The sequence below is a fragment of the Sphaerisporangium flaviroseum genome, assembly GCF_039537005.1.
Taxonomy (GTDB): Bacteria; Actinomycetota; Actinomycetes; order Streptosporangiales; family Streptosporangiaceae; genus Sphaerisporangium; species Sphaerisporangium flaviroseum.
In genome coordinates this window covers 53,749-77,468 of record NZ_BAAAZR010000028.1, presented here as the reverse complement: position 1 = coordinate 77,468, position 23,720 = coordinate 53,749, and the positions used below count along the sequence as shown (strand labels likewise).

Genomic DNA, 23,720 nt, shown 5'->3' with positions numbered 1-23,720 from the left:
TGATCTTTTCGGGAAGCCGGACCTGGTCAAGGAGGGTCGGCGGCTTATGTCGGTGGTGGAAGCCGGTTGCTGGTCAGGCGCTGGTGGAGCGAGCGGCGAGGGCGAGATCCCGTACGACCTGGATCAGCTCGGCAGGATCGAAGGGCTTGGTCAGGTAGGCGTCGACACCGATCGCCAGACCCCTCTTCTTGTCGTCTTCCTGGGCCCGGGCTGTGATCATCATGATCTTGATGTGATTGGTGCTCTCGTCGCCACGAAGCCTGGTCGCCGTCATCCAGCCGTCCAGGCGCGGCATCATCACGTCCAGCGTGATCACGTCAGGTTGGACGGACCCCACCCGATCGAGGCAATCCTGCCCGTCGGTCGCCGTCTCGACCTGGAACCCCTCCAGGCTGAGATTGACGGCGATGAGCTGCCGAATAACCTCGTCGTCGTCCACAACCAGCACGCGTCCCAGAACGTCTTCCACGGCCGCGAGGCTAACTCCTGAGAGCATGTCCCGCGAGGTTTTCACGGAAGTTCGCCGCGCTCGGATACATACGGTGCCCCTCCTCACCCATGCCGCCGGCCTCGCGGACCTCAACTCCACCTATCCGACCGCACCCACTGGACCCCGTAGGGCGGTCCTCCCGCTGACATTGCGCCAGCCGTTCTGTTCGGCATGGCCAACGAACAACTCACCTTCGGCGATCTCAAAACAGTCCAACAGAAACGGCTGCAGCGCGATCTCTGAAACCAGGAGAGATGAAAGACAGTCATAACCCGTGGCTTCCGTCTCCGTCACGACCGCACCCTACGCACCCGTGCTTCCAGTACCTGGGTTATCCACAGCCGCGCACCTCTCACCTAGTCAGGCGTATCCATAACCGCAGATCAGACGGCAGTTACTCGTCCAACTTAGTTATCCACATTTTCGGATTATGCACAGAGCCTGATTCGGCCGGACGGTGACCAGGCCGCTCAACTGATCCTGGGGCCTCGATTACTCATCGAGCCCAAGGAGGGCATCCGTGATCACGATGCTCGTCACCACCGTCCTTGTCACGGGCGCGGCGCTTTCCGGAGGTCCCAGCGAAGGCGTGCAACGCCTGCCGGCCAACCGGTGCGCACAGGTCCGCTGGCTGACAGGCCTCGAGACCCATGGGGCCCTGCGAAGTCTTACCCCGACCCGATGGCACCGCGCTCCCTCGGCGCCATGGTGGGACCCCGTCCCGCAGCCGTTGGATCCGGCCCCGGCGCTCTGGTCCGACACCGCTCCCACGTCATGGTTCGACGCCGTCGTACCTCGATGGTCCGATGCCGCTCTGAGAAGGTGGCTCAGCGCCGTCCCCGCGGAGCTGCCTGACAAGGTGCCCGCACACTGGCAAGACGCCATCCGGGCACTTCGGCCCGACGTCACCTCGGCATGGCTACAAAGGTCCCTAGGCAACCCCATCGTCACCATCTGCCAGGACGACGACGCAACCACAACCACGACCGCCCTTCCCGAGCAAGGATCATCCACCACACTCCAAGACGGCGCGGGTGTCACTTCCATGGCCAACCCTGACCACCCTTCGGAGGACAGCCCCATCCTCCCTTCGCAGAGCGGTCCTCCCCAGAACCACTCGGTCGGCCCTCGCCACGCTTCGCAAGACGACCCCCGCCAAACTTCTGACGGCAGCTCACACCATGCTTTGAAGGCTGGCCCTAGCCATACTTCGCAGAGCGGTTCTCGCCAGGCCTCCTCGGTCGGCCGTCGCCACGCTTCGCAAGAGAGCTCCCGCCACGCATCCAAGGGCAGTCCCCACGACGCTTCTGAGGGACGCGAGCACGCAGTTGATCAGCATGCTGGAGGTGTGGCTGCTCATCGCGCCGCGCCTCGAGATGGATCCCGTAAGGCTTCCATGGGCAGTCCTCACCGCTCTTCGGAGTCCAGTCCTCATCCTTTCCAAGGGTCTGGGTCGCCGCCTCCGGCGCCCGTGCAACCGCCTGGGCCCTCAGATTGGCCATCTCACCGCCAGATCGACCCGCATGGCTCACCAGGTGCCCGCATGTGGAGATGGCCCGTCCATGACCTGGACATAGACGACACGGATGATCTTTCGGAGGAGAAGCCCATCATCAGGATCCACCAACCGGCAGCTCTCACCATGCCCGAGCACCGCCCTCCGGCTACGAGCGAGCATCGTCGTCCGGCCACCAGCAAGCACCGTCCTCCGGCCACTAGCGAACACCGCACGACCACTCGGACCAGATCACACGCCCGTCAGGCGATATCCGGGACTATCGCGGCGACGGCTGCGGTTCGACAGATCGGTACGCCGTACGTCTGGGGTGGAGGTTCCGGGACGGGGGCGACTCGTGGGGGATTCGACTGCTCCGGCCTCGCCCTCTATGCCTGGGCACGGGCCGGGGTGTCTCTTCCCCACTACACCGGCAGCCAGTTCACCAAGGGTACGAAGATTCCCTTCTCCCAGCTCCGCGCCGGCGACCTTCTCTTCTTCGGCGGCGGCAGCGGCGACCCAACCCACGTCGGCATATACCTCAAGAATGGCGTGATGGTGCACGCCCCCAAGACCGGCGACGTAGTCCGTAAAGTCGACTTCGCGCACTCCGCTTACTACCGGGCTCGCTACCGAGGGGCAATCCGACCGGCCAAGTAGGCCCAGTCCAACCCGATCCGGAGACGCTTTACCCCTCCCGATTGTGGTGAGGGGTAAAGCCGGACCGGACCGGACCGGACCACGGACCGGTGCCCAGGCCCATTTTGCGTGACCGACGGGGTATCGGAGTCCCCAGCTACCGCCACCAGCGCCCGGCGGTGCGTGTGGTTGAGCTTTGGGTGGTTGTGCCCCGGCTGCGGGCGGGCGAACGCGTCGGAGGCAGGGGTGGGCGGATGCGTCCGAGGTGCGGTCGGGCGGACGCGGCGAAGTGTGAGGGCAGGAGGATGTGTTGGAGGTGAGGGCGGGCGGGTGTCTCGGCGAGGCTGGTAGGTGCGTTCGAGGTGAGGGTGGGCGGGGCGTCTTGGGGTTGGCTGGTAAGTACGTTCGGTGGGGAATGATCGTCCGGTGGCTATCTGAGTAACCGAAGGTCCCCAGATGCTGGTAGCCTTACCACTCGGTGGGCCCCCTTAGCTCAGGGGATAGAGCACCGGCCTCCGGAGCCGGGAGCGCAAGTTCGAATCTTGCAGGGGGCACCAGATCAAGACCGGCTCACATGCTCTGTGAGCCGGTCTTCTTCATGTCTACGGTTGCCGCGATCTTGCCGTCCTACGACGGTGTTCGACACTTCGTGACGGGCTCTGCGGACAGCACAAGGGCGGCACGCAGGCGGCACGCAGGCAGCAATCGTCAGTAGGGTCGAGATCGGCGGTGAATCGTCTGCCTTAACTTAAGCGCCGACTCCGCGTCGGCGATCGATAGAGACTTTGGGTTGGCTGGGAAACTGGCACTACGTGGGACGCGCTCATGCATCCTGCGGTGAGCCCATCACCTGGAGCCAACGGCCGTGCGAGCCCGAGACCACGACCGCTCCACCAGCATCTGACCAGGAGCCCTGCCCCTCACGGCGAGGCTCGCAGGAGTTCACGGGCCCAGGTGCCGGTGTTGACAGTGGTGAGGAGGGCCGTCCACGGGGTGGCGGCCGGCGCCTGCCATCTCTGACCTGAGGGGCCGGATGCCGCCGGGTCGTCAGGCGTTGCTGACGTTGTAGGTGACGAGTGCCCAGTCACGTGGCTGGCCCTCCCTGAAGTTCCAGACCTTGATCTTGTACTGGGTCGACTGGCCGGCCCAGAGGTAGAACTGGTAGGCCACGCTGTGGGAGAGCTCATTGGTGTTGGATGTGGCGCCTTCGTAGAAGTCGACGCGTCCGGTGGTGAGGATGTTGCCGTTGGACACGAGCTTGTGGGTGGCGAAGACCTCGGTGCGGATCTCACCGCCGCACTTGGCATTGGGGCGGTAGCTCACGGTCCCGGTGACGGGTCGCGACAGCCGGATCGTCTGGCGGCAGTGTTCGTCGTCGGCCCAGAAACCGGGTTCGTAGTCGTTGGTCTCGATCACGAGCGTGCCGGAGATGTACCGGGCGAGGTTGGCCGACTCGGCACCGGCCGCCGGGGCCGCGCCCACGATGGCCAGGGACAGCAGTGCGGCGGCCGAGGCGATCCTTCGTCCGGCGTGAATGCCCGGGATTAGCTTCATGGCGTTACCGTCCTGATGGGTGGTGGGCTCTTCGGTCACTATTCAGTTGTAGCCAGGGTCGCTTGCAAGGACCTTGAGACCTCTTTGCGGCGGGGACACCCGCACCCCTGCCCCACGTGGGCGCCGACGGCAGGACAAACCGGAGCGGCCAGGTCGTCCAGATCCCGCTGCGGGACGCGCACGGTGAAGGGCCGCACTTGCCCTGGTGGCCCGTTCACCCGGCGGCCTCGTCTTCGGGTCGGCCCGACAGAGCGCGCGCGGCCGCCGCCTCGTCGTCGTCCCAGCCCCAGTGCCCGCCGTCACGGTGCCGGGCCTGTTCGTCGATCCACCGATTGTGCGCCTCCCAAGCCGCCTGCTTGGTGGTCCCCAGCGCGGCGCCGATCTGCGACCACGAGGCGCCGGCTGTACGGGCCGACCGCACGGTGAGCTGACGCCCGTGGATCGCCTTGCGCGCGATCACCTCACTCAGCGCCAGCAGTTCCAGGGCCTCCTGGCACGTCAGAGGCGTCATGTCGTCATCGGCGAGTGATCCGCTATCGGCGTCATCGTCCGGCGAAGCCAGGGCATCGCGGGTGCGCAGCGCGTCATACCGCGCGACCGCGGTCAGCAGTGTGACCTGGCGTTCAAGATCCTCAGGAGTGAGCATGCTCCCGAGTATTTCGTCAAGCCACCTTGACGTCAAGCCACCTTGACGTCAAGCCACCTTGACGAATGAGAGGATCGGCCGGCGCGGTGCTAGTGGGTTGGTGGTGTCAGGTTGTAGCGTGTCACGATGTCGGCGAGCCAGGTTGGGTCGCCGTAGGTGAGGCCGTATTTCATCGCGAGCTCCACGAATTCGGGTGACGCGTGGAGGTTCACGTCGGCCGTCGGTTCGACGGAGGTGAGCCGGTCTGAAGCTAGTGCCGGACGCGTGCCAGGGTGAAGAACTCCTGCCGGGTCGCCGGGTGTTCGCGGTGTAGTCCGAGTAGCGTCGAGGTGACCGTGTGTGCGCCGTGGGCGCGGACGCCTCGCAGTGACATGCAGAGGTGTTCGGCCTCCAGCACGACGGCCACGCCTTTGGCCCGTAAGTTCTCCTGGAGGCAGTTCGCGATCTGCTGCGTGAGTCGCTCCTGCACCTGCAGGCCGCGAGCGAAGTGCTCGGCGACTCTGGCCAGCTTCGACAGCCCGACGATGCGTTCGTCCGGCAGGTATCCGATGTGCGCGACGCCGTGGAAGGGAAGCAGGTGGTGTTCGCACAGTGACCGGAACGGGATCTCTCGGACCAGCACGAGTTCGTCGTACCGCCCGTCGTTCGGGAACGTCGTCAGTGTGAACGGCTCGGAGGTGAGCAGTTCGGCGTACGCGGCGGCGACTCGGCGCGGCGTGTCCTGTAGATGAACCGAGTGCACGTCCTGCCCGAGGGCCACGAGCAGGGAGCGCACGGCGTCCGCGGCCGCGTCCAGGTCGACCGGGACGCCGTCGCGGACGAGGCCTGGATGCGACGGTGACCGAAGGGCCCGATTGGGATCTATCTCGTCGATCCAGGTGGTGCTCGTCACGTGATCTCCTTCGATGTCGTAGGTCAGTTGCCAGGAAGCGCCGGCTGGTGGCGCACCGCCGCGGCGAGACGAGCGAGGGTGAGTGCGCCGAGCAGCAGCCCGAGGTCGCGCAGGGCCACGTCGTAGAAGTCCCCGAGAACGAGCAGGTTGATGATGATCCCGCCGAGCCACGCGGCGACGAGGTAACCGCCGAAGCGGGGCAGCGCGGCGACGGTGAGACCGGCGACGACCTCGATGACGCCGACGGCCAGCATCGCCTGGTGGGCCGTGCCGGGCGCCAGCCGGTCGAACGCCGGGGCGAGGTAGCGGTCCCAGTCGGTGAGCAGTCCGGCGAACTTGTCCAGGCCGAACAGGACGGGCGCGACGGTGAAGCCGATGCGCAAGAGCCAGAACGCCTGGAATACCGGGTCTGTCGTCAAGCGGTGGGACACGGAAGCGGCTGCGGGATGTCTGTGTTCGGCGGTACCGGCCATCGTCGGCTCCTTCTATCGGATACTTGACTTGACGTTAGAACGGAGAAGTTCAATTCGTCAACACATCTGTCCGTTAGAGTGAAGGAGGATGAGGGACTCCGGAGGTGAGCGATGTTCGAGGAGCTCGACGGCGACATAGTCAGCGTCGCGGCGCTCGGCGAGCCGGTGCGCCGGAACCTGTACCGCTACGTCGTCGCCCAGGATCGACCGGTCGGCCGCGAGCAGGCCGCCGCCGGCGTCGGCGTGGCGCACCACGTCGCCAAGTTCAATCTCGACAAGCTGGTCACCGATGGGCTGCTGGAGGTGGAGTACAGCCGGCCACCCGGCCGGACGGGTCCGGGCGCCGGGCGCCCGGCGAAGCTCTACCGGCGTGCCACCCGGGACATCTCGGTGACCCTTCCCGAACGCCATTACGACCTCGCCGGCCACGTCATGGGCGAAGCGATCACCATCGCCATGCGCGACGCCGTACCGGTAGGCGACGCGCTGCGGAAGGTGGCCAGAGCCACCGGCCGCCGACTGGGGGAGACCGCCGAACCGGCTGGGCTCACCGCCCCGCTCGAGGCGGTGAGCCACGTTCTGGCCTGCAACGGCTACGAGCCACGCGCCGCCGCGGACGGGCTCATCCTGGCCAACTGCCCTTTCCACCGCCTCGCCGAGAACTACACCGAACTGGTCTGTGGCCTGAATCTCGACCTCATCGACGGGCTCCTCGACGCCATCGGCCACGAGGGGGTGTGCGCGCGCCTCGACCCCGGCCCCGGCCGGTGCTGCGTCACCCTCGGCACGTCCGACGGTGAGCACCCCGCCGGACGCTGAGACAGGCGGCATCCATGACCGTCAATGGGTGGATCGGGTCCAGCCGTCGGGGAGGAACAGGGCCGCGTCGCCGGGGTTGTGGTCGGTGAAGTGGACCCCCGGCCCGCTGATCCGTACCTTGTCCACGTACACGCCGCGGCCCTGGTAGAGCGCGTCGTTCACGTAGCGCCACCGCAGCCCGGTGGTCCCGGCCGGGAGGCGGGCCTCCGCGCGCAGCCACTGGCGGCCCTCGAAACCCGAGAACGTGCCGTCCGACGACCAGCGGTGCCGTCCGGCGCTCAGCTCCATCGGCACCGGGCTCCAGGTGGCCCCGCCGTCGGCGCTCGCCTCGAGGGACCCCGTGTCGGCGTCCGCCTCCGTGTCGTACCACAGGGCGAAGGACAACTGCGCGCCCCGCGGTGCGCCGACCGGCAGCGTGAGCGTCACCGTCCGGGCGTCCCCGACTCCGGAGAACCACGCGTCCCGCCCCTGGGCCGGCCGTACTGGAATGGCCAGCGCCAGGTCGCGGGCGACCGCCCGGCGAGCCGGGTTGTTGGAGCCCCAGTCCCGGCTGGGGTGCACCCGGTTGGTCAGCAGGATCAGGAACGAGCCGGACAACGGGTCGATGACGAAGGACGTCCCGGTGTAGCCGGTGTGCCCGCCGGTCACCGGTGAGGAGAGCCCGTCCATGTACCACTTCTGGTCGAGGTCGAAGCCGAGGCCGTGCGAGTTGCCGGGGAAGGCGGTGTTGAAGTTCGTCAGCAGCAGCCGCACCGAGTCCTTCGACAGGATGCGCGCCTGGCCGTAGCGACCGCCGTTGAGCAGCGTCTGGGCCAGGAGCGCCATGTCGTACGCCGTGGAGAAGATCCCGGCGTGGCCCGCGACCCCGCCGAGCGACCAGGCGTTCTCGTCGTGCACCTGGCCCCAGACCATGCCGCGGTCGGGCTCCGTCGTGGTCTGGTACTCGGTGGCGGCGATCCGCGGTTTGAGCGCCGGGTCGGGGTTGTAGCCGGTGTCGCGCATCCCGAGCGGCCCGGTCAGGTTCTCCGCGACGACCGCGTCGAGCCGCTTGCCGGTGACCCGCTCCACGATCACCCCGAGCGTGATCAGGTTGAGGTCGGAGTAGCGGTAGACGGTGTCCGGCGGGTTCGTCGGCGCGACGTTCCAGGCCGCGGCGTACCGTTCCTCAATGGTCGGTTGGTTGTACAGCGGTATCCACGCAGGCAGCCCCGATGTGTGGGTGAGCAGGTTCCGGACCGTGATTCCATCCTTGCCGTTCGCCGCGAACTCCGGGATGTACGCGGTCACCGGGGTGTCGAGCCCGATCCGGCCCTGCTCGATCTGCCGCACGGCCACGATCGAGGTGAACAGCTTGGACACCGACGCCATGTCGAAGATCGTGTCCTTGCGCATCGGGATCTGCTGGTCCGGCGGCAGTTCGGTGGGCTGGGAGTCGGAGTAGCGCACCGCCTTGCCCATCGCCTCGTGGGTCGCGATCACGCCGTCCCGGCCCGCGATCACGACCGCGCCCGCGTAGAGCGGCCGCGTCGGCGACGGCTCCATGAACATCGCGGCGTCGGGCGCGATCCGGTCCACGTGCTCGGCGACCAGGCCCGCCATGCCTGCGTCGCCGTACCGCAGCGCCTTGTTGGCGAAGCGCACGTCGTCGGCGGTGACGGTCGGCGGGCCCTCGACGGCCGCCTGCGCGGTCAGGGGGGTCGCCACGGTGAGCGCCGCTGCGACCAGGAGGACGGGCAGTGCTCGCACCACTAGTTCCCTCCGCGGTAGATCAGGTATTTCGCGCGCATCGCGGCGAACGCTTTTAGCGCGCCGGCCCAGCCGGCCTCGACCTCGTCCGGGTTCTTCCCCGCGTCGATGTCGGTCCTGACCTGGGTCGAGCCGGTCAGCTTGTCGATCCAGTACGGCCGGGCCGGGTCGGAGGTGTCGTATCGCCAGGCGAAGTCGTCCGGGTAGAGCCGCTTCGCTGTGACGAGCATCGCGATGCCCGTCTTGACCGGGTCGAATGGCCCCCGGTCTGTGACGTACAGCTGCACCCCGCCGCACAGCGTGTTCACGTGCTTGGCGAACGTGGGCGTGAAGTAGGCCAGCCGGAACCCCGCGCCGGGCAGGCGCAGCGCGTTGAGCGCGTCCGCCCACCGGTGGTCGACGTACGGGGCGCCGATGAGCTCGAAGGGCCGGGTCGTGCCGCGTCCCTCCGACAGGTTGGTGCCCTCGAACATGCAGGTGCCCGGGTAGGCGAACGCGGTGTCCACGGTCGGCATGTTCGGCGACGGCAGGACCCAGGGCAGGCCGGTGTCCTCGTACTCCAGGTCCCGCTTCCAGCCGCGCATCTGCACGACAGTGAGATCGACCGGCTGGTCCAGGAACTCGGCGTCGAACAGCTTCGCCAGCTCGCCGACGGTCATGCCGTGCGCCTGGGAGATCTCCCGTCGGCCGATGAACGTGGAGAACTGCGGCGTCATGACGGGCCCGTAGGCCCGGCGGCCGGTGATCGGGTTGGGCCGGTCAAGGACGACGAACCGCTTGCCGGCCAGCGCCGCGGCCTGCATGGAGTCGAACAGCGTCCAGATGTAGGTGTAGAAGCGGGCGCCCACGTCCTGGATGTCGAACATGATCGTGTCCACGCCCGACCTCGTGAAGATGTCGGCCAGCGCCTGGCCGGTCTTGAGGTAGGTGTCGTAGACCGGCAGCCCGGTCTGCTCGTCCACGTAGAAGCCTTCGGAGCCGCCGGCCTGCGCCGCGCCGCGGAACCCGTGCTCGGGGCCGAACACCGCGACCAGATCGATCCGGTCGTCGGCGGCCATCACGTCCACCTCGTGGCCGAGGTCCGGCAGGATGCCGGTGGGATTGGTCACGATGCCGGTCTTCTGGCCCCGCACGAGCTTGTAGTCGTCGGCCATCAGGACCTGGACGCCGGTCTGGAATCTGCGGGGCCGAGGATCGTGGCCCAGTGGAGGAATGCCCATGCTCGTCCCGGCCGTGGCGACGGCCGCGGTGGACAGCAGGGCCCGCCGGGAGAAGAGGTGGCCCATCAGCTGGTGCTCCGTTCTGGGGAGGGTCAGTAGCGCAGGCCGTGTCCGTAGGGGTAGAGGACGGTGCCGTCCGCGGCCGGGATCGTCACCGGCAGCTTGCCCCTGGGGCTGGTCCGGCCGAACAGCACCCGTGCGGTGGCCTCCATCGCCGGCTTCTCCCACGAGTACGTCGCGAGGTACGTCGGAGCGTTGGGGAAGTCCGCGATGTCGTACGGGTTCCGGGCGGCGACGATGACGACGGGCTTGCCGGTGGCGAGCAACGCGTTGACGAGGTTGCGCTGGGACGCCGAGCTCTTGGAGTTCACCGTGGTGACCACGACGAGGTCGCTGGAGCCGGCCTTGGCCGCCGCCGCTGTGACGGTGGCCTCGCTGGGGGCCGTCCCCGTCTCGAACAACTCGGTGGTGACCCCGAGATCGCCGATCGCCTTGGCCAGCCGCTCGGTCGGCGGGATCTTGATGGACGGCGGCGTGACGTTGCGGTAGCCGGTCACCAGCACCCGCTGCCCGGTCTTCTTCAGCGGCAGCACCTTGGCGTTGTTCCGCACCAGCGTCACGCTGTGGTCGGCGACCACGCGAGCGAGCACCTTGTGTGCGGGGGAGCCGAGGCGGCCGGCCACCTTGCCCTCGTCGACCTGCTGATCACTTGTGAAGAAGCCGCGTTGCTTCTTCAAGCGTAGGACCCGGTAGACGGACTCGTCGATGCGCTCCTCGGTCAGCTCGCCCGAGCGGACGGCGTTCAGCACGGCGTTGTAGGCGACGTCGAGGGAGATCGTGCTCGCGGTGTCGTCGACGATCATGAGCAGGTCGACCCCGGCCTTGAGCGCGAGCACCGGGATGCGCTCGTCGCCGTACTTGTCGCGTACGCCCTGCATGGACAGCGAGTCGGTGACCACGACCCCGTCGTAGCCGAGCTCGCCGCGGAGCAGTCCGGTCATGATCTCCGGGTCGAGCGTCGCGGGGTCGCAGCCCTGCTGGGTGGCCACGTCGCAGTCGCTCTGCAGGTGAGGCATGATGACGTGCGCCGTCATGACCATGTCGGCGCCCGCGGCGATGCCGGCCCGGAACGGCGGGGCGTCGACCTGCTCCCACTGCTCCTTCGTGTGGAAGATCCACGGCACTCCGGTGTGGCTGTCGGTGACGGTGTCGCCGTGGCCCGGGAAGTGCTTGAGGCTCGCCGAGACGCCGCCCAGTTGCAGGCCGCGGACCGAGGCTCGCGTCAGGTCCGACACGAGCTTGGTGTTCTCCCCGAACGAGCGGACGCCGATCACCGGGTTGCCCGGGTTGATGTTGACGTCGGCGACCGGCGCGTAGTCCTGGTTGATGCCGAGCGCGCTCAGCTCCCGGCCGGTGACCAGCCCCGTGGTGAGCGCCTCACCCGCGCTGCGGGTCGCCCCGAGCGCCATCTGCCCGGGGAACGCGGTGAACGGCTCGTCCAGCCGGTAGACGGCGCCGTGCTCCTGGTCGGTGGCGATCAGCAGCGGGATCTTCGCCGGCTGCGCCAGCGCCGCCCGCTGCAGGTCGTTGGAGAGCCCCGCCGTCTTGACGGGGTCGTTCAGGTTGTTCGCCCACCGGAAGTAGAGGACCGCGCCGAGCTTGTACTTGGCGATGAGGGCGTCGCCGTTCCGGATGTCCGGCCCGTACATCGCCTGGTTCGCCGCCACGTCGGCAGGGTTGGCCGTGTCCCCGCTCTCCCCGTAGACGTCCGCCACGAACAGCTGCCCGACCTTCTCCTCAAGGCTCATGCTCGCGATCTTGCCGAGGATCCAGGAGTCCTTCCCGGCGTCGGCGTGCACGACCGGCGCCGCCACCGCCCCGAGAACCACCGCAGCCGCCAGAGCCAGTAACCGCCGGTAACGCATCTGTCCTCCAAGCCCTCGCATGTAGGTAAATGCCATGCAAGGTAGCGATGCTTGGAAGTTACTTTCATCCGACTTGATGGTCAACGCTTTCTGGACGCGGGGTTTGTCCATATAACGGGGTATCGGCCCGGGCGCCTTGCCGGGCGGATCCAGGCGTTCACGGCCGACAGGTCATCCCGCGTCGTTCGCCGGCTCCAGATGCTCACGAAGGAACGGCAGTGCGGCCAGGTGCCGTGCGGAACGGTCGCTCACCCGCGGCCGGCACCCGAAACTGGCCGATTGTGTATGCGGCTGAGCAGCCACAAGAGTGGGTACCGTTACCCAATTCGGCCTTGACGCCCCCTCGGGTAACGCCTACGTTAACGACATTAGGTAGCCGTTAAAACGTTTCAACCCCCTGAGGGACGTCGTGACAACTTCTCGCACATGCTCGGGAAAGGCCTAGTCGTCTCTCGCGATGGCGGCCCAGGTTCCAGGTCCACCTTGGTCGACGCGCACGCCAAGGGCCGAGTCAACGAAGGATCCGGCCAGCCGCGCCCCACCCGGCACCGGAAGCGACCGGTAAAGCAAGGCGAAGTGCCGGCCGGCTCAGCGATGTCGGCCGAGGAAGGGAATGACCTATGCCCAAATTCAGTCATTGGACACGTGTACTCGCGGGGATGGGAGTGTCGGTCATTCTCACGCAGTTACTCAACGTCCCACCGGCCGCGGCAAGCGCACAACCCGGCGTCAGAGTCGTCGACCTGCGGGTGGACGGCAGAGACGACGAGCCCCTCGGCATCGACGACACCGCCCCCTCGCTGGGCTGGCGAATGACAGAGACCGGACAGGCCGCCGCCCACCCGTGTCGCCGGGCCACATCGCGCGCCGCCTGCCCGGGCGACGCGCAGACCGCCTACCAGGTCCAGGCCGCGACGAGTGAAGGGAACCTCAAGCGCGGGCGGCTGATCTGGGACTCCGGCAAGGTCGATTCCGCCACCCAGTCCGGAGTCCGCTACGCAGGACAGTCCCTTGGATCCCGCCAGAAGGTCATCTGGCACGTCCGCGTCTGGGACGCCGACAAGAAGCCGTCCGACTGGAGCGAGCCGTCCTCGTGGGAGATGGGCTTGCTGCGGCAGAGCGACTGGGGGTCGGCTCGTTGGATCGAGTATCCCGGCCGTACCGAAGCCCAGCCGATGCCGATCTTCGCCCGCCGGTTCGACATCGACCGCAAGAAGCGCGTGGCCGGCGCCCGTCTCTACCTGTCCGGTGTCGGTCTGCAGCTGCCCACCCTCAACGGGCGCAAGCTCGGCGACGAGGTGCTCGCGCCCGGCAACTCGAACTACCAGCTCTCCAGCGAGTACCGCACCTACGACGTCACCGGCGACCTGCGCACCGGAGCCAACACCCTCGGCGTCCGGCTCGGCAACGGCCCCGCCTACGTACGGCGCAGCGTCACCAACGCGGCGGTCGGCCGTACGGCGCCGTACTCCTGGTGGCAGAGCCAGCTGAAGGGCAACGGCACCCTCACCGCCGATGCCGCGGCCGGCGCCACGACCGTGAAACCGGACAGCGTCACCGGCTACCACATCGGCGGCACCATCAACATCGACACCGGAGACGGCGGTGACGGTCTCGAATCGCGCACGATCACCGCGATCGGCACCGCCGGCGCCGACGGAACGGGGATCACGTTCACTCCGGGGTTGTCCAAGCCACACTCGGCAGGTGCGACGGTGACCGGGTCGGGCAACAACATCGCGGCAAGTGACGCAAGCGCCGGCGCGGCGGTCACTCCACGCATGATCGCGCGGCTGGAGATCGTTTACACCGACGACTCGGCAGACGTCATCGTCTCCGACCGCGGCTGGCGAAGCGCTCTCGGTGCCCTTGTCACCGACGCCTGGTACTCCGGCGCGGACCATGACGCGCGTCGCGAGCAGGTCGGCTGGGACGCACCCGGTTCCGACCTGTCAGCCACCGCGAAGCGGCGCGACGGCTCGGACATGTCCTGGGTGGACGCCGGCATCGCGCCGCCGCCGAACCTCGCCACCAAGCTGGTCGCCCGCACGGCCGAACCCGTGAAGGTCGCGGAAACGTTCACGCCCGTCTCGATGACCAACCCGGCACCGGGCACCTGGGTGTTCGACTTCGGGCAGAACATCGTCGGGTGGCCGCAGCTGCACCTCAAGGGCGCCATGCCCGCGGGAGTCACCATCAGGATGTCACCGGCCGAGTCGCTCGCCCCGGACGGCACCGTCGATCAGGCCTCCCTGATGGGGGGCGGCGGTTCCCGAGGTCGCGACCTGTTCAACACCTACACCACGGCCGGAGTCCCTGGCGGAGAGACCTGGCACCCCGACTTCAACTACTTCGGCATGCAATGGGTCCAGGTCACCGGCCTGCCTGAGGGATACGTCCCCACGAAGCAGCTGATCAAGGGGATCCGGCTGCAGGCCGCCACGCCCGTGGCGGGTGAGGTGACCACCTCGAACGCACGCATCAACCGCATCCACAAGATGGCCCGCTACTCCTTCGCGGCGAACATCATGTCGGTGTTCACCGACTGCCCCGGGCGCGAGAAGCTGTCCTACCCGGCCGACTACACGATGCCGATGGGCGCCATCCACCGTAACCACGAACTCGCCGCCTACCTGCGCACCACCATGCGGCACCTCGTCGAGGGACAGTCCATCGCCGACACCCCGATGGCCGGCAACGTGGCGCTGAAGACCCCCGTCTACGACTGGGGATACACCGGCCGCTTCGGTGACGAGATCAACTGGGGCAACGCCATCATCCTGGTCCCATCGCTGCTGTACGAGCTCTACGGCGACACCGCGACGATGACGCGGTACTACGACCAGATGATCGACTTCGCCGACTACATCCAGCGCCAGAAGGTCGGGACGGGCGCTGACGCGCACATCGTCGACGCCGCCCTCGCCGACTGGGTGGCAGCCGACCAGACCTCGGGCCGGATCACCGGCACCTGGGGCTACTACATCATGATCAGCAAGCTGGCCACGATGGCCGAGCTGACCGGCCACCCCGACGACGCCGCGCGATACCGCACACTCGCCGGTGACATCAAGAACGCCTTCAATGCCCACTTCTACAACAAGGAGCTACGCCGCTACACCACCGACGGCGACGCCGGGACCACCGGTGCGACGCAGACGGCGCAGGCGCTCGCGCTGGACGCGGGGCTCGTCCCGGACACCGAACGCCAGGCCGTCCTCGACACGCTCGTCGAACTCGTCTACGCCTTCCACCCCAACGGCGACGGCCCGCACTTCAGCGGCGGCACCATCGGGATGGCTCCGACCGTCCGAGCCCTGGCAGACGGCGGCAGAGACGACGTGCTGTGGGAGTTGTTGCAGGAGAACGATCAGCCGAGCTACGGGTTCTTCATGGAGTCCACCAGCGCGAACCCCAACGGCATGACGACCATGGGCGAGCGCTGGAACCGGGGCGACTCGAAGAACCACATGATCCTGGCCCAGATCGAGGAATGGTTCCACACCGGTCTGGCCGGCATCCGCGAGGCCGACGGCTCGACCGCTTACCGGCGCCTCGTCATCCAGCCCAAGCCGGTCGGCGACCTCACCTCCGTGAAGGGCGCCTATCGCACGCCGCAGGGTGTCGTGCGCTCCGAATGGACCAGAGGAGACCGACGGTTCACGCTGACGGTCGAGGTACCCGCGAACACCACCGCGGAGATCTGGGTGCCGGCGAAGGACCGGCGTCTCGTCACGGCTCCGCACCGGGCCGAGTTCCTCCGGATGGACGGAAACCACGCCGTCTACCGGGTGGCGTCCGGCTTGTTCACGTTCGTGGCGGCAACGGGTAGTTGATCCCACGAGCCCGGTCTCCGCTCGCCCTACCGAGCGGAGACCGGGCAATACGGGTTCCATTTGGATGTGACCGCTAACAAAAACTGGCCTATAGAGCATCGATACTCCAAGCATTCCCTGCATTGCCGGCCGATCGCCGCCGACGGGCGACGGGCCGCCGGCGGGGACCGGAGCATGTACCCCTGAGCGAAGCCGGTCGGTGGTTCAGGGATGAGAACGCGTGCAACTTTCGGAGTGGAGTCCGATGGCCAGGTGGGGCGCTGAGCTTCCGGTACGTTGTGGGGCTGTGGTCTGACCTGCGATGAATGGCGAGTTTCGGCTTCGCGGGGGTGGCCGGTAAGTAGGCCGGTGGGCGCGACCGCCGGCGCGGGGATTGACAGTCAAGTCGTCACCGAGTTATGAATACGCCCAACACGCCACATCACCATCACATAACGACGACAGTGAAATGTTCGCGTTAACATGTTTACGCAAACATCGAGTCGGTGTCGACATTACGCCTGCCCGAAATGAAGGGCCGCTTTATGCGTACCCGTCAGAGCATCCCGATGCGGACCACCTCCGCGGTCCTGGCGCGAGCGGCCGCCAGGAGAGCGCTCGCCGGCCTCACCGCGCTGCTCACCGCGGTGGCGGTGATCGTGCTGCACCCTGTCGCGGCCCACGCCGCCGGCCCCGTCCCGCACTACCTGATGACCGCGTTCACCAACAGCAGCGAGTCGAACATGTACGTCTACGACTCGGCGAACGCGACGAACTACAACCTGGTGCGGGCCAACGCCTACACGCCGCCGTCGGGGTTGATCCGTGATCCCAGCGTGATGCGGCACACCGACGGCCACTACTACCTCGTCTACACCACCAACTGGACCGGCAACACCATCGGGTTCGCCCGCAGCGCCGACTCGGTGAGCTGGACGTTCCTGCGTAACGTGGCCGTCGGCCTGAACGGCGCCACCGGCAGCACCTGGGCGCCTGAGTGGTTCAGGGACTCCGACGGCAGCGTCCATGTGATCTTCTCGGCCTCCACCACCGGCACGGCAGGGCAGTTCAGGCCGTACCGCGTCACCGCGACCAACAGCGCCCTGTCGGCCTGGACCGCCCCGGTGGCGCTGGGCATCCCGGCGAACCACATCGACAGCTTCGTGGTCAAGGTCGGCTCCACCTACCATAATTTCCTCAAGAACGAGACCACCAAGTACATCGAGCACGCCACCGCGACCTCACTCAACGGCCCGTGGCAGTTCACCGGCGTCGGCAACTGGGCGGGCTGGGGTTCGGGGCTGGAGGGGCCGGCGCTGACGCGCCTGGCCGACGGCAGGTGGCGGATCTACTTCGACAACTACACCGGCGGCCGGTACTACTACGCCGACAGCCTCGACCTGTCCTCCTTCGGAGCGAAGACCGAACTGCCCGGCCTGTCCGGCGTGGCCAGGCACTTCACCGTGCTCCGCGAGGACGTCGGCGACGCGACGGCGATCCCCACCGGCAACCGGTCGCTGCGGTCGGCCAACGTGCCCGACCGCTACCTGCGCCACCGGGACTACCTGGCCTACATCGACCCGCTCGGCGCCTCCAGCCCGCTCGCCGACCGTCAGGACGCCACGTTCACCGTGGTCGCGGGACTGGCCCAGGCCGGTTGCCATTCGTTCCGGGCGACGAACCTGCCCGGCTACTACCTGCGCCACTACAACATGCGGCTGACCTTGCAGCAGGACAACGGCTCGGCCATCTTCAAGAGCGACGCCACCTTCTGCGGGCGGGCCGGGCTGGCGGGCGGCGGCACGATCTCCCTGGAGTCCTACAACCTGCCCGGCCGCTACCTGCGCCACTACAACTACGAGATGCGGCTCGATCTGAGGGAGTCCACCTCGGGATTCGCCTCGGACGCCTCGTTCACGGTGACCTCACCGCTGGCCTGAGCACGCCCGCCCTCCCTGGAGGGACTCCGACCGAAAGGACGAGCCGATGTCCGCGCCCCCCTCACCCGCGCGCCGCCCGCTCCGGCGGGCGGTGCTCACCGCCGCGGTCGCGCTGCTCGCCATGGTCGCCGTCCTGCTGCCGCCGGGCACCGCTCACGCCTCGCCCGCCGTGCAGTACACGAACCCGCTGGCCGCCCAGCGCGCCGACCCGCACATCTTCCGGCACACCGACGGCTACTACTACTTCACCGCGACCGTCCCGCAGTACGACCGCATCGTGCTGCGCCGGGCGACCACCATCCAGGGCCTGGCGACCGCCGCGGAGACGGTCATCTGGCGCAAGCACACCAGTGGCGAGATGGGCGCGCACATCTGGGCGCCGGAGATCCACTTCATCAACGGCAGGTGGTACGTCTACTTCGCGGCAGGCCGGGCCGACGACATCTGGCGGATCCGGATGTACGTGCTGGAGAGCTCGAGCGCAAACCCGCTGACCGGGACCTGGACCGAACGCGGCCGGATCACCACCCCCTGGGACACCTTCTCCCTGGACGCCACCACCTTCGTCGCGAACGGCGTGCGCTATCTGCTGTGGGCGCAGCAGGAGCCGGGCATCGCCACCAACTCCAACCTGTACATCGCCCGCATGGGCGCCAACCCATGGACGATCACCGGTGCCACGACCCGGCTGACCGTGCCGGCGCTGGCCTGGGAGACCCGCGGGTACAAGGTGGCCGAGGGCCCGGCGGTGCTGCAGCGCAACGGGCGGCTCTTCCTCACCTACTCCGCCAGCGCCACCGACGCGAACTACTGCCTCGGCATGCTGACCGCGTCGGCCTCGGCGAACCCGCTGCAGGCCTCCGCCTGGACCAAGAGCGCCAATCCGGTCTTCGCCACCAGCGAGGCGACCCGCCAGTACGGCCCGGGCCACAATTCCTTCACCGTGTCCGAGGACGGGCAGAGCGACATCCTGGTCTACCACGACCGTGGCTACCGGGACATCACCGGTGACCCCCTCAACGATCCCAACCGGCGCACCCGCGTCCAGAAGGTGTACTGGAAGGCGGACGGCGCCCCGGACTTCGGCATCCCGGTGCCCGACGGGGCGACGCCGGTGCGGCTGATGTCCTTCAACACCGCGGGGCACGCGGTCCGGCACTGGGAGTACCGGGCGCGCCTGGAGGCGAACGTCTCCCCCCTGGCCGACTCGCAGTTCCGGCTCGTCTCCGGGCTGTCCGGCTCGGGGACGGTCTCGCTGGAGTCCACCAACTTCCCCGGCTATTACCTGCGGCACCGCAACTACGAGGCCTGGGTGGAGCGGGGCGACGGCACGAGCCTGTTCAACTCGGACGCTGGCTTCACCCGCCGCAGTGGGCTCTCCGGCACGGGCACCGTCTCGCTGGAGTCGGTGAACCTCCCCGGGTACTTCCTGCGGCACCGCGCCGGTCAGGTGTGGGTCGAGCGGAACGACGACACCGCCGCCTTCCGGGACAGTGCCGCTTTCATCCTGGAGTGACCGGTACGGCCGCACCGCGGCCTGTGCATGCGAAAGCCGGCCGGTAAGTGATCTCGCCCCGACGCCAAGGTCTTCCCGCAGAGAGAAGTCGGCCCATGTCCATTTTCCGGAGCATCATCCCCCGATCCCGATTCGCGCACTTCGTCGGCGCGCTGTGCCTGGCCCTCGCCGGCGCGATGGTGTCCGCCACGCCGGCCGGTGCCTCGCCCGTAACCGTGCCGGTCGGCGCCCAGTTCACCGACACCGGCGGCGGCCTCGTGCATGCGCACGGCGGCGGCGTGCTGAAGGTCGGCGGCTACTACTACTGGTTCGGGGAGAACCGCAACTCCAACGGCACGTTCCGGTACGTCTCGGCGTACCGATCGACCGACCTGCGGAACTGGGAGTTCCGCAACAACGTGCTGACCCAGTCGAGCGCGTCGGAACTGCAGGTCGCCAACATCGAACGGCCGAAGGTCATGTACAACGCGAGCACCGGCCAGTACGTCATGTGGATGCACAAGGAGAACGGCAGCGACTACGGCCAGGCGCGGGCGGCCGTCGCCGTGTCCGCCAGCGTGGACGGCAACTACACCTATCTCCGTAGCTTCCGGCCGTTCGGCCATATGTCGCGGGACATCACCACGTTCGTCGACACCGATGGCACCGGTTACATGATCTCTGCCGCGGACGAGAACTACGACCTGCACGTCTACCGCCTCACCTCCGACTACACCGACGTGGCGGCGCTGGTGCGCGTATGGGACGGCGACCACCGCGAGGCCCCGGCCCTGTTCAAGCGCGGCGGCGTCTACTTCATGCTGACCTCCGCCGCGACGGGCTGGCAGCCCAACCAGGCGAAGTACGCCACCGCGACTAGCATCACCGGCACCTGGAGCGGCTGGCAGAACGTCGGCGATTCACTCACCTACGGCTCGCAGTCCACGTTCGTCCTGCCGATCCAGGGCACGCAGACCACCTCGTACCTATACATGGGGGACCGCTGGGCGGGGGCCTGGGGCGGCCCGGTCAACGACTCCCGGTACGTGTGGCTGCCGGTGCAGTTCCCGAGCGCCACGACGATGAGCCTGTCCAACGCCCGGGAACTGACCATCGACACCGCGACCGGCACGATCAGCGCCACCGGGTCGGGCTACGACCGGCTGACGGTGCGCCACTCCGGCAAGTGCGCCGACGTCACCGGGCAGTCCACCGCCGACAGCGTCGCCGTCGTGCAGTACACGTGCTCAACCGGCACCAACCAGCAGTGGCGCATCCAGTCGATCAGCGGCGGCTACGTGCAGATCATCGCCCGGCACTCGGGCAAGTGCCTGGACGTCAAGGGCGCCAGCACCGCCGACTCCGCCCTGATCCAGCAGTACACCTGCGGCAGCGGCGCCAACCAGCAGTGGACCCTGCAGAACGTCAGCGGCTACGTGCGTCTGGCCGGCCGCCAGTCGGGCAAGTGCGCGGACCTGCCGAGCGGCTCGCAGAACAACAACGTGCAGTTCCAGCAGTACACCTGCGGCAGCGGCACCAACCAGCAGTTCACCCGCACCCCACTCTGATCCTCGCGTCCGGAGGAACCCCCATGAGATTCCGTCACCTCTGGCGCCGCTGCTCCGCCGCGACGGTCGCCATCCTCGCCGGCGCCGTCCTGGTGGCGCTGACCCCTGCGGCCGCGCACGCCGACACCAGTGGCTTCCGCGGCGTCAACTGGGCCGATCCCCGAGACAACTTCGCCGACGACGCCGTCGTGCCGACCGGGCTGTCCACCGGCGACGGCTATGCCACCACCAAGGCGAAAGCCGGTCAGATCCTTGAGGGGTTCCGCGCCAACCTCGGCGCCAACACCATCCGGCTGCCGATCAACCCCGCCAGCGTCGGCACCGCGTGGTGGAACTCCTACATCGGCGCAATCGACGCGGCCACCGAGCGCGGGCTCAACGTCATCCTCAGCTACTGGGAGGGCAGTTCCTCCCGCAACGGCACCATCGACAACACCACCACGTTCTGGGCCATGTGGCAGACCGTCGTGGCCAAGTACGCGGGAAACGCCCGCGTCTACTTCGAGCCGATGAACGAGCCGCACGGGTACAGCTACACCAACTGGAGCGCGATCTGCGCGACCTGGCTGAGCGACCACCCCTCGGTGCCACGCGGGCGCGTCATCCTGTCGGGCACCGGATACAACCAGGACGTCAAGCAACTCGGCGCCGACGGCCGCTTCACCGGCACGTTGCTGTCGGTGCACATCTACCAGTTCTTCTCGAGCAACACCACCTACGCCCAGTTCAAGGCACAGCTCGCCGGTGAGGTGGGCGCCTACGCCGGTCGGACGCTGCTGGACGAGTGGGGTGCGCCGATGACCGACGGCACCAACTACCACCAGGCGAACAGCACCAACTCGTTCGTCAACTATCTGCGGGCGGCCTCCGACTACGCCCGCGAGAACGCGATGGGCACCGTCTACTGGCCCGGGCTGCGCAGGGACGACCACTACTCGATGCAGACGCTCACCGGCACCTATCCCAACCTGAAGCTGACCAGCACCAACTCGTCAGGCCGCGATCTGCTGCTGGGCAGCTGGGGAGTCGACGCCGGGCGGACCGGTGTGATCACGGGGCTGGCCGGCAAGTGCCTGGACACCCTGGCCAACGGCACGGCGAGCCCGAGGGTCGTCATCTCCACCTGCACCGGGTCGGCCGGTCAGCGCTGGACCTTGCGCAACGGCGCGCTGACCAGCGGGGGGCGCTGCGCGGACGCGACCGGCGGCGGCACCGCGGACGGCACGCGCGTGATCGCCTACACCTGTAGCGGCGCGGCGAACCAGCAGTGGATCCTGGTGGGCGCACAACTCCGCAACGGCGCCTCCGGCACCTGCCTCGACGTACCGGCGTCCACCACGGCCGACGGCACACAGGTCGTGATCTACAGCTGCAACAACGGCGCCAACCAGAGCTGGTCGCTGACTCCGTGACCACGACACCGTCCCGGCGCCGCAAGCAGCGGGTCTCCATGGCGGACGTCGCCCGGCTGGCCGGAGTGTCCTCCCAGACCGTCTCCCGGGTGTCGAACGGCCACCCCAGCGTGGTCGGGTCCACCAGGGAACAGGTCCTCGCCGCCATGAAGCACCTCGGCTACCGGCCGAACAGCGCGGCACGAGCGCTGCGGTACGGCGAGTTCCACACGATCGGCGTCATCCTGTTCAGCCTGACCTCGACCGGTAACAGCCGGACCCTGGAGGCCATCGCCACCCACGCGGCCGGAGAGGGCTACGCGATCACGCTGATCCCCGTCGCCGTGCCGACCCAGGACCATGTCCTCGGGGCCTTCACCCGCTTGGGCGAGCTCGCCGTCGACGCGGTCATCGTCATCATGGAGATCCACCTGCTCGACACCGCCACCGTCACGCTGCCGCCCGGCGTTCACGTCGTCGTCGTGGACTCCGACGCGGGCGATCGCTACAGCGTCGTCGACACCGACCAGACCGACGGCACCCGCCAGGCCGTCCGGCACCTGCTGGAGCTCGGGCACCGCACGGTGTGGCATGTGGCCGGCCCCGCGGAGTCGTTCGCCGGCGAGCGCCGCGCCATGGCCTGGCGCGCGTCCCTGGAGGAGGCCGGGTGCGAGGTGCCACCCGTGCGGCGGGGTGACTGGTCGGGTGAGTCCGGGTACGCCGTCGGGCTCCGGCTCGCCGACGAGCCCGGCTGCACCGCCGTGTTCGCCGGCAACGACCAGATGGCCCTCGGACTGCTCCGCGCGTTCCACGAGAAGGGCAAGGTCGTGCCCAGGGACGTCAGCGTGGTCGGCTTCGACGACATCCCCGACGCGGCCTCGTTCATCCCCCCTCTGACGACGGTGCACCAGGACTTCGCGGAGGTGGGCCGCGCATGCGTGCAGGGCGTTCTGCGGCAGATCCGCAGCGACACCCCGTCGGTGCCCGGGACGACCCTGGTGTCGACCCGGTTGGTCACCAGGCGGAGCACGGCGCCCCCGGCCCGTTAGGCCGCAGGGAACGGCCCGAGGCCGAACCCGATCGACCTCAGCCGTTGAGCAGCGGGTTGGTGGGGTGGTTGGAGCGGGGGCCGGTGCGCGCGATGGCGGTGAGGGTGAGCAGCAGGGCGCCGGGAGGGCCGATGACCCAGACGGGCCAGAAGTAGGCGACGGTCGCGTCCGAGACACTGACCAGGGCCCAGACGGTCAGGTTGATCGCCACCTTGGCGAGCCAGATCGTCCAGAGCACCCGGAGCCATCTCGGCAGGGTGCCGAGGAAACCGTAGGAGCCCAGCGCTCCAAGGGTGCTCTCGGCGCCGGACGGGGTGGCCTTCGGCCGGGAGGTGGAGCCGGGAGCCGTCTCGCGGGGGGCCGCCGCGCCGGACCCCGATCTGGGCAGGTCGACGAACAGGTCCTCGAGGTCGCCGTAGGTCACCGACTGGTAGGCGCGGCCCAGCCGGTCGTCGTACTCCTGCAGGTTGAGGCGTCCCTCGGTCACCGCCGAGCCGAGCCGCTCGGCGGCCTCCTCGCGATCGCTGTCCGATACCCGCACCTCACGCTGCTGGTCCATATCT

At 68.1% G+C, this 23,720-nt stretch carries 17 protein-coding genes and 1 tRNA gene; 9 read left to right on the top strand and 9 right to left on the bottom strand.

Annotation, left to right across the window (positions count from 1 at the left end):
- Window positions 1-73: 73 nt before the first annotated feature.
- Complete coding sequence (locus ABD810_RS28375) at window positions 74-496, bottom strand: response regulator transcription factor (protein WP_344947049.1); 423 nt, start codon at window positions 494-496, stop codon at window positions 74-76.
- Window positions 497-1,019: 523 nt separating this feature from the next.
- On the opposite strand from ABD810_RS28375, the gene ABD810_RS28370 reads away from it, so the two are divergent.
- Together ABD810_RS28370 and ABD810_RS28365 are read left to right on the top strand one after the other, a co-directional pair.
- Window positions 1,020-2,645: a C40 family peptidase gene (locus ABD810_RS28370; RefSeq protein ID WP_344947841.1), complete on the top strand. Its 1,626-nt coding sequence runs from the start codon at window positions 1,020-1,022 to the stop codon at window positions 2,643-2,645.
- 461 nt (window positions 2,646-3,106) lie between these two features.
- Window positions 3,107-3,181: transfer RNA gene (locus ABD810_RS28365), tRNA-Arg, on the top strand.
- 490 nt (window positions 3,182-3,671) lie between these two features.
- Here the strand turns inward: ABD810_RS28365 and ABD810_RS28360 are convergent.
- The 4 genes from ABD810_RS28360 to ABD810_RS28345 form a co-directional block, all read right to left on the bottom strand.
- Complete coding sequence (locus ABD810_RS28360; RefSeq protein ID WP_344947046.1) at window positions 3,672-4,178, bottom strand: hypothetical protein; 507 nt, start codon at window positions 4,176-4,178, stop codon at window positions 3,672-3,674.
- Window positions 4,179-4,392: 214 nt separating this feature from the next.
- Window positions 4,393-4,824, bottom strand: a complete 432-nt coding sequence (locus ABD810_RS28355) for a hypothetical protein (RefSeq protein WP_344947044.1) — start codon at window positions 4,822-4,824, stop codon at window positions 4,393-4,395.
- A gap of 250 nt (window positions 4,825-5,074) precedes the next feature.
- A complete protein-coding gene (gene folE / locus ABD810_RS28350; protein ID WP_344947042.1) occupies window positions 5,075-5,716 on the bottom strand; it encodes a GTP cyclohydrolase I FolE in 642 nt (213 codons plus the stop codon).
- A 23-nt stretch (window positions 5,717-5,739) separates the two neighbouring features.
- Window positions 5,740-6,189, bottom strand: coding sequence for a hypothetical protein (locus ABD810_RS28345; protein ID WP_344947040.1), 450 nt, complete (start codon window positions 6,187-6,189; stop codon window positions 5,740-5,742).
- Between the two features lie 111 nt (window positions 6,190-6,300).
- On the opposite strand from ABD810_RS28345, the gene ABD810_RS28340 reads away from it, so the two are divergent.
- The gene (locus tag ABD810_RS28340; RefSeq protein WP_344947037.1) at window positions 6,301-7,008 is read left to right on the top strand and encodes a helix-turn-helix transcriptional regulator; all 708 of its coding nucleotides are present in this window, start codon (window positions 6,301-6,303) and stop codon (window positions 7,006-7,008) included.
- Between the two features lie 21 nt (window positions 7,009-7,029).
- Here the strand turns inward: ABD810_RS28340 and ABD810_RS28335 are convergent, their stop codons facing one another.
- Genes ABD810_RS28335 through ABD810_RS28325 form a run of 3 tightly spaced genes read right to left on the bottom strand, consistent with a single transcriptional unit; the run spans window position 7,030 to window position 11,899 of the window.
- The gene (locus ABD810_RS28335; RefSeq protein WP_344947034.1) at window positions 7,030-8,754 is read right to left on the bottom strand and encodes a serine hydrolase domain-containing protein; all 1,725 of its coding nucleotides are present in this window, start codon (window positions 8,752-8,754) and stop codon (window positions 7,030-7,032) included.
- A 2-nt stretch (window positions 8,755-8,756) separates the two neighbouring features.
- Window positions 8,757-10,040, bottom strand: a complete 1,284-nt coding sequence (locus ABD810_RS28330) for an exo-beta-N-acetylmuramidase NamZ family protein (RefSeq protein WP_344947031.1) — start codon at window positions 10,038-10,040, stop codon at window positions 8,757-8,759.
- A gap of 26 nt (window positions 10,041-10,066) precedes the next feature.
- The gene (locus ABD810_RS28325) at window positions 10,067-11,899 is read right to left on the bottom strand and encodes a glycoside hydrolase family 3 protein (RefSeq protein WP_344947028.1); all 1,833 of its coding nucleotides are present in this window, start codon (window positions 11,897-11,899) and stop codon (window positions 10,067-10,069) included.
- 665 nt (window positions 11,900-12,564) lie between these two features.
- On the opposite strand from ABD810_RS28325, the gene ABD810_RS28320 reads away from it, so the two are divergent.
- The 6 genes from ABD810_RS28320 to ABD810_RS28295 all read left to right on the top strand — a co-directional run bounded on the left by ABD810_RS28320 (window position 12,565) and on the right by ABD810_RS28295 (window position 23,157).
- Window positions 12,565-15,735 carry a family 78 glycoside hydrolase catalytic domain gene (locus ABD810_RS28320; protein ID WP_344947025.1) on the top strand — a complete coding sequence of 1,057 codons (3,171 nt, stop codon included), beginning with the start codon at window positions 12,565-12,567 and terminating at the stop codon, window positions 15,733-15,735.
- A gap of 524 nt (window positions 15,736-16,259) precedes the next feature.
- Window positions 16,260-17,654 carry a glycoside hydrolase family 43 protein gene (locus tag ABD810_RS28315; protein ID WP_344947022.1) on the top strand — a complete coding sequence of 465 codons (1,395 nt, stop codon included), beginning with the start codon at window positions 16,260-16,262 and terminating at the stop codon, window positions 17,652-17,654.
- A gap of 46 nt (window positions 17,655-17,700) precedes the next feature.
- Complete coding sequence (locus ABD810_RS28310; RefSeq protein WP_344947019.1) at window positions 17,701-19,170, top strand: family 43 glycosylhydrolase; 1,470 nt, start codon at window positions 17,701-17,703, stop codon at window positions 19,168-19,170.
- Between the two features lie 95 nt (window positions 19,171-19,265).
- Window positions 19,266-20,717, top strand: coding sequence for an RICIN domain-containing protein (locus ABD810_RS28305; protein ID WP_344947016.1), 1,452 nt, complete (start codon window positions 19,266-19,268; stop codon window positions 20,715-20,717).
- Between the two features lie 23 nt (window positions 20,718-20,740).
- Entirely contained in the window at window positions 20,741-22,129 is a 1,389-nt protein-coding gene (locus tag ABD810_RS28300; protein WP_344947013.1) for a ricin-type beta-trefoil lectin domain protein, read from the top strand.
- A complete protein-coding gene (locus ABD810_RS28295) occupies window positions 22,126-23,157 on the top strand; it encodes a LacI family DNA-binding transcriptional regulator (RefSeq protein ID WP_344947010.1) in 1,032 nt (343 codons plus the stop codon). The genes ABD810_RS28300 and ABD810_RS28295 overlap by 4 nt, the downstream gene beginning before the upstream one ends.
- 37 nt (window positions 23,158-23,194) lie before the next feature.
- Here ABD810_RS28295 and ABD810_RS28290 read toward each other — a convergent pair whose 3' ends face one another.
- Window positions 23,195-23,716, bottom strand: a complete 522-nt coding sequence (locus ABD810_RS28290) for a DUF1707 SHOCT-like domain-containing protein (RefSeq protein ID WP_344947007.1) — start codon at window positions 23,714-23,716, stop codon at window positions 23,195-23,197.
- Window positions 23,717-23,720: the final 4 nt, after the last annotated feature.